Source organism: Motilibacter peucedani (assembly GCF_003634695.1).
In the GTDB taxonomy this organism is placed as follows: domain Bacteria; phylum Actinomycetota; class Actinomycetes; order Motilibacterales; family Motilibacteraceae; genus Motilibacter; species Motilibacter peucedani.
This window is the reverse complement of sequence record NZ_RBWV01000009.1, coordinates 121,725-137,927: the sequence shown is the minus strand read 5'-3', so window position 1 is coordinate 137,927 and position 16,203 is coordinate 121,725. Positions and strand designations below refer to the sequence as shown.

The 16,203-nt window shown below is 72.8% G+C and carries 16 protein-coding genes; 5 read left to right on the top strand and 11 right to left on the bottom strand.

All coding sequences use genetic code 11. The features are described 5' to 3' along the window. Window positions 1–14: 14 nt before the first annotated feature. Window positions 15–209, bottom strand: a complete 195-nt coding sequence (locus CLV35_RS02145; protein WP_121191767.1) for a hypothetical protein — start codon at window positions 207–209, stop codon at window positions 15–17. Window positions 210–328: 119 nt separating this feature from the next. Here CLV35_RS02145 and CLV35_RS02140 point away from each other — a divergent pair, with 119 nt between their 5' ends. From CLV35_RS02140 to CLV35_RS02130, 3 genes are read left to right on the top strand one after another with little or no spacing between them, the layout of a single operon-like run. Continuing rightward, the gene (locus CLV35_RS02140) at window positions 329–1,090 is read left to right on the top strand and encodes a GntR family transcriptional regulator (RefSeq protein WP_121191766.1); all 762 of its coding nucleotides are present in this window, start codon (window positions 329–331) and stop codon (window positions 1,088–1,090) included. Between the two features lie 23 nt (window positions 1,091–1,113). After that, window positions 1,114–1,338: a hypothetical protein gene (locus CLV35_RS02135; protein WP_121191765.1), complete on the top strand. Its 225-nt coding sequence runs from the start codon at window positions 1,114–1,116 to the stop codon at window positions 1,336–1,338. Between the two features lie 13 nt (window positions 1,339–1,351). Beyond that, complete coding sequence (locus CLV35_RS02130) at window positions 1,352–2,065, top strand: DUF429 domain-containing protein (protein WP_121191764.1); 714 nt, start codon at window positions 1,352–1,354, stop codon at window positions 2,063–2,065. Window positions 2,066–2,102: 37 nt separating this feature from the next. On the opposite strand, the gene CLV35_RS02125 is transcribed toward CLV35_RS02130, so the two are convergent. Further along, window positions 2,103–2,321 (bottom strand): hypothetical protein, encoded by a 219-nt coding sequence (locus CLV35_RS02125; protein ID WP_121191763.1) that lies wholly within the window; start codon window positions 2,319–2,321, stop codon window positions 2,103–2,105. A gap of 207 nt (window positions 2,322–2,528) precedes the next feature. Here CLV35_RS02125 and CLV35_RS19850 point away from each other — a divergent pair, with 207 nt between their 5' ends. Continuing rightward, window positions 2,529–2,678 carry a hypothetical protein gene (locus CLV35_RS19850; RefSeq protein ID WP_231121369.1) on the top strand — a complete coding sequence of 50 codons (150 nt, stop codon included), beginning with the start codon at window positions 2,529–2,531 and terminating at the stop codon, window positions 2,676–2,678. 47 nt (window positions 2,679–2,725) lie between these two features. Here the strand turns inward: CLV35_RS19850 and pstB are convergent, their stop codons facing one another. The 8 genes from pstB to mshD all read right to left on the bottom strand — a co-directional run bounded on the left by pstB (window position 2,726) and on the right by mshD (window position 12,647). Continuing rightward, complete coding sequence (gene pstB / locus CLV35_RS02120; protein ID WP_121191762.1) at window positions 2,726–3,502, bottom strand: phosphate ABC transporter ATP-binding protein PstB; 777 nt, start codon at window positions 3,500–3,502, stop codon at window positions 2,726–2,728. A gap of 19 nt (window positions 3,503–3,521) precedes the next feature. After that, window positions 3,522–4,595, bottom strand: a complete 1,074-nt coding sequence (gene pstA / locus CLV35_RS02115) for a phosphate ABC transporter permease PstA (RefSeq protein ID WP_121191761.1) — start codon at window positions 4,593–4,595, stop codon at window positions 3,522–3,524. Then, window positions 4,592–5,569, bottom strand: a complete 978-nt coding sequence (gene pstC, locus CLV35_RS02110; RefSeq protein WP_121191760.1) for a phosphate ABC transporter permease subunit PstC — start codon at window positions 5,567–5,569, stop codon at window positions 4,592–4,594. The genes pstA and pstC overlap by 4 nt, the downstream gene beginning before the upstream one ends. 132 nt (window positions 5,570–5,701) lie before the next feature. Further along, window positions 5,702–6,820, bottom strand: coding sequence for a phosphate ABC transporter substrate-binding protein PstS (gene pstS, locus CLV35_RS02105; protein ID WP_121191759.1), 1,119 nt, complete (start codon window positions 6,818–6,820; stop codon window positions 5,702–5,704). Window positions 6,821–7,030: 210 nt separating this feature from the next. Next, complete coding sequence (locus CLV35_RS19620; RefSeq protein WP_183061616.1) at window positions 7,031–7,918, bottom strand: NUDIX hydrolase; 888 nt, start codon at window positions 7,916–7,918, stop codon at window positions 7,031–7,033. Continuing rightward, window positions 7,915–9,507 carry a CYTH and CHAD domain-containing protein gene (locus tag CLV35_RS02095; RefSeq protein WP_121191758.1) on the bottom strand — a complete coding sequence of 531 codons (1,593 nt, stop codon included), beginning with the start codon at window positions 9,505–9,507 and terminating at the stop codon, window positions 7,915–7,917. The genes CLV35_RS19620 and CLV35_RS02095 overlap by 4 nt, the downstream gene beginning before the upstream one ends. Continuing rightward, window positions 9,500–11,626, bottom strand: a complete 2,127-nt coding sequence (locus tag CLV35_RS02090; RefSeq protein ID WP_231121367.1) for an RNA degradosome polyphosphate kinase — start codon at window positions 11,624–11,626, stop codon at window positions 9,500–9,502. Before CLV35_RS02090 ends, CLV35_RS02095 begins: the two co-directional genes overlap by 8 nt. A gap of 34 nt (window positions 11,627–11,660) precedes the next feature. Continuing rightward, window positions 11,661–12,647, bottom strand: coding sequence for a mycothiol synthase (mshD, locus tag CLV35_RS02085; protein WP_231121365.1), 987 nt, complete (start codon window positions 12,645–12,647; stop codon window positions 11,661–11,663). Between the two features lie 109 nt (window positions 12,648–12,756). Here mshD and CLV35_RS02080 point away from each other — a divergent pair, with 109 nt between their 5' ends. Continuing rightward, window positions 12,757–14,526, top strand: coding sequence for a bifunctional metallophosphatase/5'-nucleotidase (locus CLV35_RS02080; RefSeq protein WP_121191756.1), 1,770 nt, complete (start codon window positions 12,757–12,759; stop codon window positions 14,524–14,526). Between the two features lie 81 nt (window positions 14,527–14,607). Here the strand turns inward: CLV35_RS02080 and CLV35_RS02075 are convergent, their stop codons facing one another. Further along, the gene (locus CLV35_RS02075; protein ID WP_121191755.1) at window positions 14,608–16,197 is read right to left on the bottom strand and encodes an alpha-N-arabinofuranosidase; all 1,590 of its coding nucleotides are present in this window, start codon (window positions 16,195–16,197) and stop codon (window positions 14,608–14,610) included. Window positions 16,198–16,203: the final 6 nt, after the last annotated feature.

The following is a 16,203-nucleotide window of genomic DNA, read 5'->3' as shown; positions in this document are numbered from 1 at the left end:
GGACGGTGCCGGGCTCAGGAGACCAGCGACTGGACGACCTGCACGAGTCCCACGACCACGAGGGCGATGGCGATCGTGAGCCGCCAGTCGCGCCGTGCGCCCGTGCGGATCGCCTCCGGCGCGTTGTCGCGCCCGCGCCAGACGCCGAGCCCGAGCGCGACGCCGACGCAGATCTCGATGACGCCGAGGACGACGCGCAGACCGTTCATGCACGCATTCTCGCCCACGCGCGGCCGAGTGGCCGCCGAGCGGGGCCCACACGGCACCACTGGGACGATTCTCGTTGGATGAGCAACGAGGAGCGTCCCTCTGGGACTAGGCTCGGTGCGTGACCTCGACGTCCTTCGACCGCCCTGACCTCAGCCGCGGGCCGGACCCGGCCTACGTGCAGGTGCGCAACTACCTCGCCGACCAGATCGCGCAGGGCCACCTCCACGAGGGCTCCCGCCTCATGCCGGAGCGCGTGCTGGCGACCGAGCTCGGCGTGAGCCGCGTGACCATCCGCCGCTCGCTGCAGGAGCTCGTCAACGAGGGCGTGCTCACCCCCTCCCACGGCCGTGGCTGGTTCGTCACCTCCGCAGCCCTGAGCGAGGTGCCCTCGGCGCTCCGCAGCTTCACCGAGACGGTGCTCGCCGAGGGGCACAGCCTGCAGACCCGGCACATCTCGACCGAGACCGAGGCGGCCACACCCGCCCAGGCGAAGTCGCTGGGCCTGCGCTCCGGCACGCAGCTGCTGGCGGTCACCCGCCTGCGGGTCGTCGACGGCGCGCCCGTGGCTCTGACCACGAGCCACCTGCCGCTGCGCCGCTTCCGCTCGCTGCGCGGCGCCGACCTCACCGACGCCTCGCTCTACGAGCTGCTGGCCAGCGAGTTCGACGTGCAGCCGAGCCGGTCGGAGCTCACCGTCTCCGCCGCGGCGGCAGAGGCGCCGAACGCCAAGCTGCTGGGCCTGCGCAGCGGCGCGCCGGTCCTCGTCATCAGCCAGACCACCTCCGACCAGGACGACGTGGCCTTCGAGCTCGGCACCACGCTCTACCGGCCGGAGTACTACCAGTTCAGCACCTCGGTCTCTCGCGGGTCCCGCCGCTGACCCGGTGGGCTAGCGTTCTGGGCATGGCATCCACGCACACGATCGTCCTGCACGGCCCGGGCGAGCCCCTCGAGCTGAGCTATCCCGCCGAGACCCCGCTGCCCGAGCTGCTCGACGTCATCGCCCAGCAGATGCGCGAGGGCGGGGTCGTCTCGCACCCCGTGGCCAAGGGCGAGGCACGGGTGCACATGTCGCACGTGTGGGCGGTCAGCGCCCGGCCCGCCAAGTCGGCGTCGGCGAAGAAGTAGCGCAGTCGACGACGTGGCCGCGGGCGGCCCGCCGCCGGTGCTGGGCGTCGACGCCTGCCGCGGCGGCTGGGTCGGCGTCCTGCTCGCCCTGGGCCGTCCGTCGGTCGCGCTGTTCGCACCGCGGGCCGCGGAGCTCGTCGCGCGAGCCGGCGCGGCGGCGGCGGCACTGACCGTCGTCGGCATCGACATCCCGGTCGGCCTGTCCGCGGGAGGGCCGCGCCAGGCCGACCTGCTCGCCGCGCGCGAGCTGGGCGCCCGCCGCTCCTCCGTCTTCCGCACACCGTCGCGCGCGGCGCTCGAGGCGCCCACCCACGCAGAGGCCAACGCCCGGAGCCGCGCGGCCGGTGGCGAGGGGGTCTCGGCACAGGCGTACGCGCTGCGCACCAAGGTCCTCGAGGTCGACGCCTGGCTGCGCGACCGCACCGCCGGGCCGCGGGTCGTCGAGGTGCACCCGGAGCTGTCGTACGCGGTGCTGACCGGCGCCCCGGCGCGCCACCCCAAGCGCACCTGGGCCGGCTCCGAGGAGCGCCGGGCCGCGCTGCGCGCCGCCGGCATCGAGCTGGCGGGCGACCTCGGCGAGGCGGGGGAGCGCGCCGGGCCCGACGACGTGCTCGACGCGGCGGTCGCGGCCTGGAGCGCGGCGCGGGTGGCGACCGGGGCGGCGCGCTCGCTGCCGGACCCGCCCGAGGAGCTCGAGGACGGCGTCCTCGCCGCCATCTGGGCCTGAACGCCGCGCCCAGGGGTCTCGGCGGCGCTGGGGTGACTCAGCGCGCGGCGAGGTCCGCCGGTGCGTCGTCGCGCGTCCGCTGGGCCGGCAGAGCGGACGCTGCGGCCGCCGCTGCGGCCGTCTCCTCGTGCGCCGCGCCGTCGGCACGGGCCCGCCCGATGCTGCGGCGGGCCGAGCCGCGCCACCCGCAGGTGCACCGGGCGGAGGCGAAGCTGCCGGTGTGCACGACGGTGCAGGTGTGCCGGACGGGAACCACGCGCCCACCGTACCGGTCCTGAGCGCGACGGCGGCTGGTTGCTGACGGAAGCATCGATTCGGCGGACGCCGGACGGGTGGATCGTTCACCATAGGGTGAGTGATGAACGCGATCCGTGTCCGCCAGGAGTCCGACGCCGATAGCCTGGCAGTCGGCGGCGACCGGGCTGCCGCGGAGCGTGACGAGGCGAAGAGGAGGCGGCCGAGCGTGATCGTCAAGCCCGACCTCCGGCTCCAGGACCCGGCGGCCCTGGCCGAGATCGAGCTGTTCGGCGAGGTCATGGTGGCGGCCGCCTCGAGCGACCACCCGCTCAGCCCGGACGAGCTCGACGAGGTCCTCGGGCTCGTCGAGCACTAGCCGCTGCGCCCGTCCGCAGGCGCAGCGCCCGTCAGCAGTGCCGCCGGTCAGCCGAAGCGGCCCGAGATGTAGTCCTCGGTGGCCCGCACCGACGGGTTCGAGAACATCTTGGCGGTCGGGCCGACCTCGATCAGGTGGCCCGGCTTGCCTGCCCCCGCGATGTTGAAGAAGGCCGTGGTCTCGCTCACGCGGGCGGCCTGCTGCATGTTGTGGGTGACGATCACGATGGTGTACTGCTCCTTGATCGTCGAGATCAGGTCCTCGATCGCCAGCGTGGAGATCGGGTCCAGGGCGGAGCAGGGCTCGTCCATGAGCAGGATCTCGGGCTCGACGGCGATGGCCCGGGCGATGCACAGCCGCTGCTGCTGGCCGCCGGACAGCCCCGCGCCGGGGCGCCCCAGCCGGTCCTTGACCTCGTTCCACAGGTTGGCGCCCTGCAGCGACTTCTCGACCACGTCGTCCAGCACGGAGCGCTTCTTGACCCCGTTGAGGCGCAGCCCAGCCGCGACGTTGTCGTAGATCGACATCGTCGGGAACGGGTTCGGGCGCTGGAACACCATGCCGACCATGCGCCGGACCGCGACGGGGTCGACGCCGGGGGCGTAGAGGTCCTCGTCGTCGATCATGACCTTGCCCTCGACGTGGGCGCCGGGGATGACCTCGTGCATGCGGTTGAGCGTGCGCAGGAAGGTCGACTTGCCGCAGCCCGAGGGCCCGATGAAGGCCGTGACGGAGCGGGGCTCGATGGTGATGTTGACGTCCTCGACGGCGCGGAAGGAGCCGTAGTAGACGTTCAGACCGCTGACGTCGATGCGCTTGGCCATGGTGGGATTGTCTCCTGTTTCAGCGGGCCTTGGGCGCGCGCCACCAGGCGACGAGCCGAGCCACGAGGTTGAGCACGAGCACGATGAGGATGAGCGTCAGGGCCGCGGCCCACGCCCGCTGCTGGGTGTAGGGCCCCGAGGAGGTCGCCTGGTTGAAGACGTAGAGCGGCAGCGAGACCTGCGGGCCGCTGAACGGGTTCATGTTGATCGAGTCCGTGAAGAACGTCGTCAGCACCAGGGGGGCCGTCTCGCCGATGATGCGCGCCACCGCGAGCATGATGCCGGTGATGATGCCGGCGATCGCCGTCGGGAAGACGATCGACAGGATGGTCTTCCAGCGCGGGACGCCCAGGGCGAACGACGCCTCCCGCAGCTCGTTCGGCACCAGCCGCAGCATCTCCTCCGAGCTGCGCACGACGGTGGGCACCATGAGGATCGAGAGGGACAGCGCGCCCCAGAACCCGTTGTAGTGGAACGGCAGGATCACGATGAACAGCGTGAAGACGAACAGGCCGGCCACGATCGAGGGGATGCCCGTCATGACGTCGACGAAGAAGGTGACCGCCTTGGCTAGCGCGCCACGGCCGTACTCCACCAGGTAGACGGCGACGAGCAGGCCGAGCGGCACGGCGATCAGGCTGGCGATGCCGACCTGCTCGACGGTGCCGACGATGGCGTGGTAGATGCCGCCGGCGTCGTCGCGCGGCCCGACGCCGCGCATGGAGTGGGTGAAGAAGTCGGGCGTCATGCGGCTGTAGCCGCGCTTGACGGTGGTCGCCAGCAGTCCGACGAGGGGCAGGACGGCGAGCCCGAAACAGCTGTAGACCACGGTGGTCACCAGCCGGTCGGTGGCCCGTCGGCTGCCCTCGCGGGCGGAGGACAAGGCGTAGATGCCCACACCGAACAGCGCGTCGGCCATCACAGCGGCGACCAGCACCCGGCCGCCGCGGGCGCTCGCGTGCAGGACCGTGGCCACCAGCAGGCCGAGGACGACGGCCACGCCGCCCACCGCCCACGGCATCCAGCGGGCGAGGGGGCGGGTGTGCAGCTGCGGGTCGCGCTCGCGGGGCGAGGCGTCGAGGACGGCGCTCATGCCGAGGCTCCGGAGAAGTCCTTGCGCCGCGCGACGATCGCGCGGGCGCCCATGTTCACGGCCATCGTGATGACGAACAGCACGAGGCCGGAGGCGATGAGGGCGCTGCGGCCGGTGTCCCTCGCCTCGGCGAACTGGAGGGGGATGTTGGCGGCGACGGTCGTGCCGCCCGGCTCGAGGATGTGCCAGTTGAGCTCGTAGCTGGTGCTGAGCACCAGGGCGATGGCGATGGTCTCGCCGAGCGCCCGGCCCAGTCCGAGCATGATCGCGGAGATCACGCCGGGGCGGCCGAAGGGCAGCACCGTGGTGCGGATCATCTCCCATCGCGTGGCGCCCAGCGCCAGTGCCGCCTCCTCGAGCGTGCGGGGCGCCTGGAGGAAGACCTCGCGGCTGACCGCCGCCACGATGGGCAGGATCATGATGGCCAGCACGACGCCGGCGGTGAACAGCGTACGGGCGCCGGTCACCGTGCCGCCGAACAGCGGGATCCAGCCGAACCAGTGGTTGAGCCAGCCCTGGAACGGCACCATCTGGCCCTGCAGCCAGCGCAGGCCCCACAGGCCGTAGACGACGCTCGGCACGGCGGCCAGCAGGTCGACGAGGGCGCCGAGGACCACCGCGAGCCGGCGCGGCGCGTAGTGCGAGATGAACAGCGCGATGCCGAGAGCCACCGGGACCGCCAGCAGGAGGGCGATCACGCTGCTGAGGACGGTGCCGAAGGCCAGCGCGGCGATGCCCCACACCGAGGGCAGGGAGTCGGGCTCCCAGCGGGTCGTCGTCAGCCAGTTGGTGCTGTCGTCGCGGATGCCGGGGACCGCCTTGACGAGCAGGAAGACGGCGATGGCGGCCATGACCACGAGCAGCGTCACACCCGCCCCGAGGGCCAGGCCGCTGAAGACGCGGTCACCCAGGCGTACGCCGCTGCGCGAGCTCGTCGTCCGGAGCCCCTCCGGCGCCTGTGTGTCGGCTGCCACGTGTCCTCCGTGTCGTGCTGCCCTGCCAGGGTCGGCGAGGGCTGGTGCGGGTGGGCCGGTCGGCCGCAGTGTCGTACAGACGACGGCGCCCCGTCGAGCCGGAGCCCGACGGAGCGCCCTCGGTGGTGCGTACTAGCTGATCGCCGCGACGGCGGTCTTCACCTTGGCCTGGATGCTCGCCGGCAGCGGCGCGTAGCCGAGGTCGGGGGTGAGCTGCGACTGGCCGTCGCCCGAGGTGTAGGAGAGGAACGACTTGACGAACTTCGCGTCGCCGGCCGAGAGGCCCTTCTCGCAGGTGATCTCGTAGGTCACCAGGACGATCGGGTACGCGTTGGCGGCCGTGGTCGCGTAGTCGAGCTTGAGCGCGAGGTCGTTGCCGGTCGCGCCGTCGGCGGGCTTGGCGCTCTCGACCGCGGTCGAGGCGTTGGCCGGGGTCAGCTCCACGAAGTTCTTGCCGTCGTTGGAGATCTTCGCGGCCTTCAGGCTGGCCGACTGCACGAAGGAGTACTCGACGTAGCCGATGGTCCCGTCGCCGTTGGCGACCGCGTCAGCCACACCGGCCGACTTGGCGGCGCCCTGGCCGCCGGGGGCCTTCCACTGCTTGTCGTTGGCGTAGGTCCAGTCGGACGGCGCCGCAGCCGCGAGCCACTTGGTGAAGTTGTCGGTGGTGCCCGACGCGTCCGAGCGGTGGATGGTCTGGATCGGCGTCGAGGGCAGCTTCGCGCTGGGGTTCTCGGCCTTGATCGCCGCGTCGTCCCACGTCTTGACCGTGCCGGCGAAGATCTTGGCCACGGTCGAGGCGGAGAGCTGGAGGTCGTCGACGCCCTTCACGTTGTAGGCGACGGCGATCGGGCCGATGACCATCGGCAGGTCGATGGCCTTGCCGGTCTTGCAGCGGGCGTCGGCCTGGGTCTTCTCGTCGGGCTTGAGCGCCGAGTCGGACCCGACCAGCGGCTCACGGGCGCCGATGAAGGCGGTGACGCCGGCGCCGGAACCGGTCGGGTTGTAGTTGATCGTCGTGCCGGAGCACTGGGACTGGTACGCCTTGATCCACGCGCCCATCGCGTTCTGCTGAGCGCTCGAGCCCTCAGCGTTCAACGTGCCGCTCGGGCAGTCGCCGCTCGCAGCCGAGGAGCCGGAGCCCGACGAGGCGGCCGTGCTGTCGCTGTTGTCGTCCGAGCCACAGGCGGTCAGGGCCAGGGCGCCGGCGAGGGCGAGCGCCGACACGCGGCCGAGGTGCTGGAACTTCACGTCGAGGGATCTCTCTCTTCGGGGGTCTTCGTAGGTTGCGCCGTCACCGTAGGAGCCGCAGGTGACGGCAATCTCGGAGAGAGGTGAACGCGTGGTGAACATGGCGTGTGGGCTCCATGTCGCCCCCTTGCACAGCCGAGGGCTAGCAGGTGAACCGCCCTTGCGCCAAGAACTTCGACGAGCTCGACCCGTCCGGGGGACCCGGGCTGCTCAGACGCCGCTGTGCCGCTCGAGCGCGACGAAGACGCCGGCCGCGAAGTGCAGCACGAAGAACTCGCCCGGCTGCAAAGTGGTCTGCGGTGGCTTCTCGTCGGTCGTGCGCATCAGCCCGCCTAGCACGTCACGGACCACCTGCCGGTGAGTACACAGGAGGACGGGCTCCGTCGACGAGCGCACGGCGTCGGCAGCGGCCTGGGCGGCGGCGGGCGCGGCGCTGATGGCGCTCGTGCCCAGCATCGGCGTCACCTCGACGGCGATGCCCTCCTGCTCGGCGAGGCGACGCACGGTCTCGAGGGTGCGGACGGTGTCGGAGCAGAGGATCCGTCGGGGCGCGTAGGCCGCCAGGACCGGTGCGAGCGCCGCGGCGCTCGCGACGCCTAGCGCGTCGAGCGGGCGGAGGTCGTCGTCGGCGGCCCAGTCGTCTCGGGGGACCGCCCGGCAGTGGCGCAGCACCACCACGGCGGTGGTGGGCAGCGGCCCGCGCTCGACGTCGTCGAGGAGCGTGGTGTCACGGCTCCAGGTGAGCCGTTCGCGCGCGGCCGGCACGGGGAGCCAGGCCACCTCGTCGACCTCGTCGTTGGCGGTGAACTCCCCGCCGGTGGCGGTCGCCGCCCAGTAGCGGACCTCCTTCGGGCGGCCCGAGACGGTGTAGCGCTGGGTACGCAGAGGCCGCTCGAGCCGCACGCCGAGCCCCGACTCCTCGCGCGTCTCGCGGACCGCGGCGAGCACCACGTGCTCGTCGCCGTCGAGCTTGCCCTTGGGGAACGACCAGTCGTCGTAGCGCGGCCGGTGCACGAGCAGCACCTCCGGGCCCTCGGGGCCCGGCCGGTGCACGACGGTCCCTGCCGCCTGCACGCTCGTGCTCGACCGGGGGCTCACCGGCGCAGCCACGCCCGGTGGCGCGACGCCGACACCCCGCGCCAGACGTGGCCGAACTCGACCCGGGCGAGGTGCACCGCGTCGCGCTGGTCGCGGTGCATCAGCCCGAGCGCGAACCCGGCGCGGCCGCTGACGTGCGGACCGGCCGCCAGCTCGACGAGCACGTCGGCCGCGATGGCGGCGTCCTGGTGCTCGCCCAGCAGCTCGGTCACCCGGGTCACCTGCTTGGCCAGGGCCTTCGCCGGACGGCCGAGCGCCGGCGCGACCGCGTCGCAGGCGTAGCGCACCTGCTTGGCGGCCTTGCGGGTCTCGTGCCAGTCGTCGTCGTGGCCCTCGAGGTGGAGGTGCTTCGCGTCCTTGGCCAGCCGCTTCCACGCCGCCGAGACCAGGGGTGGGAGGGCGCTCGCGCACGGCTCGGCGGCCGCCTCCGTGAGCTTCGGCTCGGCGGCGGCGGCGACCAGCGCGTCGAGCAGCGCGGTGTAGCGCTCGGAGCGCAGCGCCTCGAGCGCCTCCTCGCGCGCCCGGTCGAACCGCTCGGTGAGCGTGGTGTCGACCAGCGTGCGCGCCGCGAGGGGCTCGACGGAGTCGGGGAGCCAGCTGGTCGCGGCCTCGAGCCGCTCGCGCAGCACCTCGAGGTCGCGGGCGGCGCCCAGCTCCTCGGCCATCCAGCCGAGTTCGGCGCGCAGGGCGTCGGCCCACTCGCGGTCGAGCAGCGGCCGGAACACCCGGAGCCCGCTGCGCAGCCGTCGGGCGGAGACCCGCATCTGGTGCACGGCGTCGTCCTCGCCCCGGCGCACGCCGAGGTCGGCGACCCGCAGGGCGCGTACGTGCGTGGCGAGGTGACGGCGTACGAGCACCTCCGCCGGCGACTTCGGCGAGACCTCGGGCGGCTCGGGGACGTCGGAGGGCGCGGTCGCCAGGGGGCCCAGGGCGCGCACCGCCTTGGAGACGAACTCGCCGGGCACGGCGCCGGCGCGCCCGAGCCGGGCCACCACCTCGTCGAGGGCGCCCGGCTCCAGCTCGGCGTGCTCCTCGAGCTCGAGCTCGCGGAAGCGCACCAGCACGCGCTCGCCGTCGACGACCGAGACGGTGTCGTCGGTGAGCTCGGCGAGCTCGGCGCCCTCGGCGTCGAGCAGCGCCAGCGGGGTGCGCTCGGTGCGCAGGGTGGCGACGACCCGGAGCTCGGCGCCGCGGGTGTAGGCGGTGACGAGCTCGCGCAGCTCGGTGGGGACCGAGCCGACCGCGCCCGCCTCGAGCGGCAGGCGCAGCTCGTCACGTGCGCCCGAGCCGAGCTCGCCGACCGGCAGCTTGAGGTGCCAGCCGGCGTCGTGCCCGCCCTCGCGGCGGCGCAGCGTGACCCCTTCGCGGGCGAGGCGCAGGTCGCTGGTGTCGTGGTAGCTCGCCGCCAGCTGCAGAACCTCGCGCTCCTGCGTCGTCGCCACCGGGCCGGCGCCGGCGAGGTCGGGCACCCGGAACAGGCCGTGGACGCGGAACTTGCGCTCGACCTCGCGGTAGGTGGAGACCGCACCGCTCGGCGGCTGCGGGTCCTCCGTGCCGGCCGAGTGCTCGTCGGGCTGCTGCTCAGACACGCGCGCTCCTCGCTCGTCGCTGCTTGACCCCGATGAGGTACTCCTGCAGGTCGCGCAGCGGGGTGCCGTTCTCGTCGACGTGGTGCCGCACCCACTCGCCGTCGCCCTGGAGGTGCCACGACGCCGTCGCCTCGTCGAAGCCGAGGTCGAGGAAGCCCCGCAGCTCGCTCACGTGCTCGGGGGAGGTCAGGCGCACCAGCGCCTCGACACGACGGTCGAGGTTGCGGTGCATCATGTCGGCGCTGCCGATCCACACCTCGGACTCCTCGCCCACGCCGAACTCGAACACCCGCGAGTGCTCGAGGAAGCGGCCGAGGATGCTGCGGACGCGCACGTTCTCCGACAGGCCAGGCACTCCTGGCCGGACGGCGCAGATGCCGCGGGTCCAGAGGTCGACCGAGACGCCGGCCGAGCTGGCGCGGTAGAGCGCGTCGATGGTGGCCTCGTCGACCAGCGAGTTGACCTTGATGCGCACCCGCGCCGGCCGGCCGCTGCGGGCGAGCTCGACCTGCTGCTCGATGCGCTCGATGATGCCGTCGCGCACGTCCTCGGGCGCCACCAGCAGGCGCTTGTAGCCGACGCCGAAGGAGAAGCCGGAGAGGGTGTTGAAGAGGTTCGTGAGGTCTTCTCCGACCTCGTTCGACGCCGTCAGCAGGCCGAAGTCCTCGTAGAGGCGGGCGGTCTTGGGGTTGTAGTTGCCCGTGCCGACGTGCGCGTAGCGGCGCAGGCGGTCACCCTCCTGGCGGATGACCAGCGCCGCCTTGCAGTGGGTCTTCAGCCCGACGAGGCCGTAGACGACGTGGCAGCCGGCCTGCTCGAGCTTGCGCGCCCACTTGATGTTGGCCTGCTCGTCGAAGCGGGCCTTGATCTCGACGAGCACCAGGACCTGCTTGCCCGCCTCGGCCGCGTCGATGAGCGCGTCGACGATCGGTGAGTCGCCGCTGGTGCGGTAGAGCGTCTGCTTGATGGCGAGCACGTTGCGGTCGGCGGCGGCCTGCTCGATGAAGGCCTGCACGCTGGTGGCGAACGAGTCGTAGGGGTGCTGCACGAGGATGTCGCCGCGGCGCAGGGTGGCGAAGATGCTGGCCTCGCGCGCCTCGACGTCGACGAGGTCGCGGTGGGTGCCCGGCACGAACGGCGCGAACTTCAGCTCGGGCCGGTCGATGTCGGCGATGGCGTGCAGGCCGGTCAGGTCGAGGGGGAACGGCAGGCTGTAGACGTCGTCGTCGTCGACGCCCAGCTCGCCCTTGAGCAGGTCGAGCAGGTGCGGGTCGATGGCCTCCTCGACCTCGAGGCGCACGGGCGGCCCGAAGCGGCGGCGCATGAGCTCGCGCTCCAGCGCCTGCAGGAGGTTCTCGGCCTCGTCCTCGTCGACCTCGAGGTCCTCGTTGCGCGTGACCCGGAACGTGTGGTGCTGCAGCACCTGCATGCCCGGGAAGAGCAGGTGCAGGTGGGCCGCGATGACGTCCTCGAGCGGCACGAAGCGCTGGTCGGAGGCCTTGGTGAAGCGGGGGAGCAGCGGCGGCACCTTGATGCGGGCGAAGTGCTCGAGCCCGGTGCTGGGGTTGCGGACGATGACGGCCAGGTTGAGGCTCAGGCCGGAGATGTAGGGGAACGGGTGGGCCGGGTCGACCGCCAGCGGCGTGAGCACCGGGAAGATCCGCTCGCGGAACAGCGTGTGCAGCCGCTCCTGCTCGGCCGGCTCGAGCTCGTCCCACCGCGAGAGCCGGATGCCGAGCTCCTCGAGACCGGGCTTGATCTCGTCGCGGAAGACGTCGGCGTGCCGGTGGGTCAGCTGCGCGGTCTTCTCGGCCACGCAGGTGAGCACCTCGCGCGGCTGGAGCCCGCTCGCCGCTCGGACGGCGAGGCCGGTCGCGATGCGGCGCTTGAGCCCCGCCACGCGCACCATGAAGAACTCGTCGAGGTTGCTCGCGAAGATGGCGAGGAAGCGGGCCCGCTCCAGCAGCGGCACCGTCGGGTCCTCGGACAGCTCCAGCACGCGCTGGTTGAAGCTCAGCCACGACAGCTCGCGGTCGAGGAAGCGGTCGTCGGGGAGGTCGTCGTCCGTCGTGCCCGCAGGGTCGCTGCCGACCGCGGTGACCGTCGCGTCCGTGCTCATGGGCGTCATCGTCGCACCTGGCCGGGCTCCCGTCTCAGGAGCCCGGCGCCTGCCACGCCGCCGCCCCCTGCCACATCGTGTCGGAGCTGTGGCGGGTGAACCCCAGGGAGGTGTAGAGCCGCACCGCGGGCACGTTGTCGGCGTCGGCGTAGAGCATCGCGTGGCGCAGCCCGCGCTCGCCCAGGTGCCGCAGCGCGCGCACCGTCAGCGCCCGCCCGAGGCCCGAGACGCGCGCCGACGGGGCGACGCCGAGGACGTAGAGCTCGCCGAGCGGGGGGTGGGGGTGGTCGACGGGCGCGGCCCCGACGAGGGTCAGGCGGGGCTGCTCGGCCCCGCCGTGCACCTTGGTCCACGCGAAGCCGACCATGGCGCCGTCGCGCTCGGCGACCAGGAACCCGGCCGGGTCGAACCACGGCTCCCGCATCCGGATCCCCAGGTCGAGCAGGGTGAGGCGTCCCTGCTCGGGGTGGTCGGCGAACGCCTCGGCGTTGACGCGCACCCACTCCTCGGCGTCGCGGTCCGGGTCGAAGGCGCGCACGTCGACGTCGACCGGCAGCGGCGGCACGGCGCCGCCGTAGGGGAGCGCGCGGCGCATCTGCAGCAGCTCGCGCACGCGGGCCATGCCGACCGAGGTGGCGAGAGCGTCGGCGCCGGGCAGCGAGCCGTGCGCCCACACGCGCAGGGAGGCCGGCGCGGCCTCGCCGAGCAGCGTACGCAGCAGTGCCGTCCCGACGCCCGCGCGCCGGGCGGCGGGGTGGACGACGAGCTCGGCGCTCGGACCGGCGACCGCGTCGGTGGTGTCCAGGTGGGCGTAGCCGGCGAGGGTGTCGCCGTGCCAGGCGAGGACGTGGCGCGCCGGGCGCTCGCCGCCGTCGCGCAGGTGCAGCTCGACGTGCTCGGACAGCGGGCGCACGCCGTCGGCCTCGGTGGCGGCCTCGAGGGTCCAGGTGACCGCGTCGACCTCGGGCTCGCTCAGGCGCTCGACGGTCTCGAGGTGCGCGGGGGAGTACGGCCTGTCCACCGCGGACACCCTACCGACAGCGTCGCGAGGCTCCGGACGCCCGGACTTCCCCGCGAGTTGGGCCGCGGGGTCTGGCGCGCCGCGCGCCGGATGCCTAACGTGCACGGACATGAGCCGAACCTCCCGAACCGCGCGGATCGTCGCACTGGCCGCGACCGCCGGCGCCGCGCTCGCGACCGCGAGCCTGCCGACCACCGCGTCGGCGCAGTCGATCAGGTCAGCGCCCCTGCAGCACATCCAGCTGCTCTCCTTCAACGACCTCCACGGCAACCTCGACCCGCTGACCGGGTCGAGCAGCCGCGTGACCACGGGCACCAACCCGGACGGCACGCCCGCCGTGACGGTCGTGGGCGGTGCCGAGTACCTCTCGACGCACCTGAAGCAGCTGCGCGCCGGCCAGCGCGACAGCTTCACCCTCACCGCCGGCGACAACATCGGTGCCTCGCCGCTGCTCTCGGCCGCGTTCCACGACGAGCCGACGATCCAGGCGCTGAACGCGATGGGCGTGCAGCTCTCGGCGGTGGGCAACCACGAGTTCGACGAGGGCTACAAGGAGCTCTTCCGCATCCAGAAGGGCGGCTGCATCCGCGACGGCGTCGAGGGTGCCAACAACCAGAACAGCTGCGCCGACAAGGACAACGGCGGCAAGCGGTTCCGCGGCGCCGACTTCGACTACCTCGCCGCCAACGTCGAGCTCACCGCGACCGGCGAGCCCATCCTCGCGGCCACGCACGTCGAGAAGTTCCACGGCGGCGCCAAGGTCGGCTTCATCGGCGTGGTCACCAAGACGACCCCCTCGATCGTGACCGCCTCGGGCGTCAAGGGCCTCACCTTCCGCGACGAGGCGACCGTGATCAACAAGTACGCCGCCCGGCTGCAGGCCCAGGGCGTCCAGTCGATCGTGGCGGTCCTCCACGAGGGCGGCGAGACGACCGGCTCCTACAACGCGTGCGAGGGCCTGTCGGCCCCCATCACGACGATCAACGCCAACGTCACGCCCGCGGTCGACGTGCTGGTGACCGGCCACACCCACCAGGCCTACAACTGCAAGCTCGACGACCCGGCGGGCAACAAGCGGCTCGTGGTCCAGGCCGGCAACTACGGCCGGTTCATCACCGACGTCGACCTGGTGCTCGACCGGCGCACCGGTGACGTCGACCGCAGCGCCACCTCGGCGGTCAACCTGCTCAACAGCCGCGACGTCGCACCCGACCCCGCGATCACCACGATCCTCGACCGCTACCGCGGCTACCTCGGCCCCATCGCCAGCCGGGTGCTCGGCTACGTCGACCAGGACCTCACCCGCTCCACCAGCGCGAGCGGCGAGTCCCAGCTCGGCGACGTCATCGCCGACGCGGCGAAGGCCGACCCGAGCGTCGCGGGCCGCGGCCCGGTCGACATCGGGTTCACCAACCCCGGCGGCATCCGCTCCGACCTCATCGACGACGACGGCAAGGTGACCTACGGCGAGGCGTTCTCGGTGCAGCCGTTCTCGAACTACGTCGTCTCGAAGACGCTGACCGGCGTCCAGGTCAAGGCGGTGCTCGAGCAGCAGTTCGACAACCCCCAGCCCGGGCAGGTGCGCGTCCTCGGCGTCTCGGGCCTGACCTACTCCTGGAGCACCTCGGCGCCACTCGGCTCCAAGGTCAGCGACATCCGGGTCAACGGGACCCCGCTGGACCTGGGGGGCTCCTACCGGGTGGCGGGCAACAACTTCCTGCTCGAGGGCGGTGACGGCTTCACCACCTTCGCCGACGGCGCCGACCCGCTCTACGGCGGCATCGACATCGACGCCTTCGCGGCCTACCTGACGGCGCACTCGTCACCGTCGTCGCCGTTCGCGGTGCCCGCGCTCGACCGCATCACCCTGCTGCCCTAGCAGCCGGCGGCCCCGTCCGAGGCCTCCCGCCACCGCGTGCCTGACGCGGGGTGGGAGGCCTCGCTGCGTCGCGGGAGCCGCTCAGGCCTGGAGCGGCAGCTCCACCGTGACGAACGAGTGCGCTGGCAGCTCCAGGCGCAGCGCCCCGCCCTCGACCCGCGCGCCGGAGAAGGCCTGCGGCACGACCGCGTCGGGCTCGTCGGCGGTGTTGTGCCGCGCGAGCGAGTCGGCGGTGAGGATGCGCGCGCTCGGCGTGCCGACGCCGGCGCCGCGCAGGTCGAGCTCGACGTCGACCGGGCGGTCGGCGTCGAGGTTGGTGAGCGACACCAGCGCCCTGCCGTCCTTCGCGCTTGCGGAGGCCGAGAACGTACGCAGCGGCGTGCCGTCGACGTCGAGCGCGGGGGCGGGGGAGCGCAGGACGAGGGGGAGCACCTGCGCGTCCTGGTGGCCCTTGCTCATCTCGAAGGCGTGGTAGCTCGGGGTGCGCACGAGCGTCCCGCCGTCGGTCAGCAGCATCGCCTGGAGGACGTTGACCGTCTGGGCGATGTTGGCCATCACCAGGCGGTCGGCGTGCCGGTGGAAGGCGTCGAAGTGGACGCTCGCCACGAGCGCGTCGCGCAGGGTGTTCTGCTGGAACAGGAAGCCGGGGTTCGTCCCGGGCTCGACGTCGAACCACGTACCCCACTCGTCGAGGACCAGCCCGACGCGCTTCTCGGGGTCGTAGGCGTCCATCACGGCGGCGTGGCCGGCGAGGAGCTCCTCGATGCGCTGGGCCTCGACCATGGTCCGGTAGTAGTCGTCGGTCTCGAACTCGGTGGCGCTGCCCTTGTGCTCCCACGGACCCGGCACGGTGTAGTAGTGGAAGGAGACGGCCTGGTAGACGCTGAGGCCGTGCCCCCGGTGCGGGCCGCGCGTGCCGAGCCGGCGCCCGAGACCCTCCATCAGCACCTGGGTCCAGCGGTAGTCGTCGTCGGCGGCGCCCGCCGCGATCCGGTAGAGCTCGTTGGTGCCGTGGTCGCGGGCGTAGGTGCCGAACTGGCGCGCGAGGTCGGCGTAGTGCTCGGCACGCATGTTCCCGCCGCAGCCCCACGGCTCGTTGCCGAGGCCCCAGAACCGCACCGCCCAGGGCTCGTCGCGGCCGTTGGCCCGCCGCAGCGAGGCCATCGGGCTGTCGTCGCCGCGGGTGAGGTACTCGACCCACTCGCTCATCTCGCGGGGCGTGCCCGAGCCGACGTTGCCGGAGACGTAGGGCTCGGCGCCGAGCAGCTCGCACAGGTGCATGAACTCGTGGGTGCCGAAGGAGTTGTCCTCCACCACGTCACCCCAGTGGCTGTTGACCATCCGGGGGCGCTTCTCTCGCGGGCCGATGCCGTCGCGCCAGTGGTAGTCGTCGGCGAAGCAGCCGCCGGGCCAGCGCAGGTTCGGGATGTCGAGCGCGCGCAGGGCCTCGACGACGTCGAGGCGGATGCCGCCCTCGTTCGGGATGCCGGAGTCCTCGCCGACGAAGAAGCCGCCGTAGATGCAGCGGCCCAGGTGCTCGGCGAAGTGGCCGTAGACGTGGCGGCTGATGCGGGGACCGAGGAGGTCGAGGTCGAGGGCGCCCGAGACGACGGCGCCCCCGGCCTCGCCGGTGGTGGAGTGCTGCTGGCTGGGGGTCGGCTGGCTGGCCATCCAGCC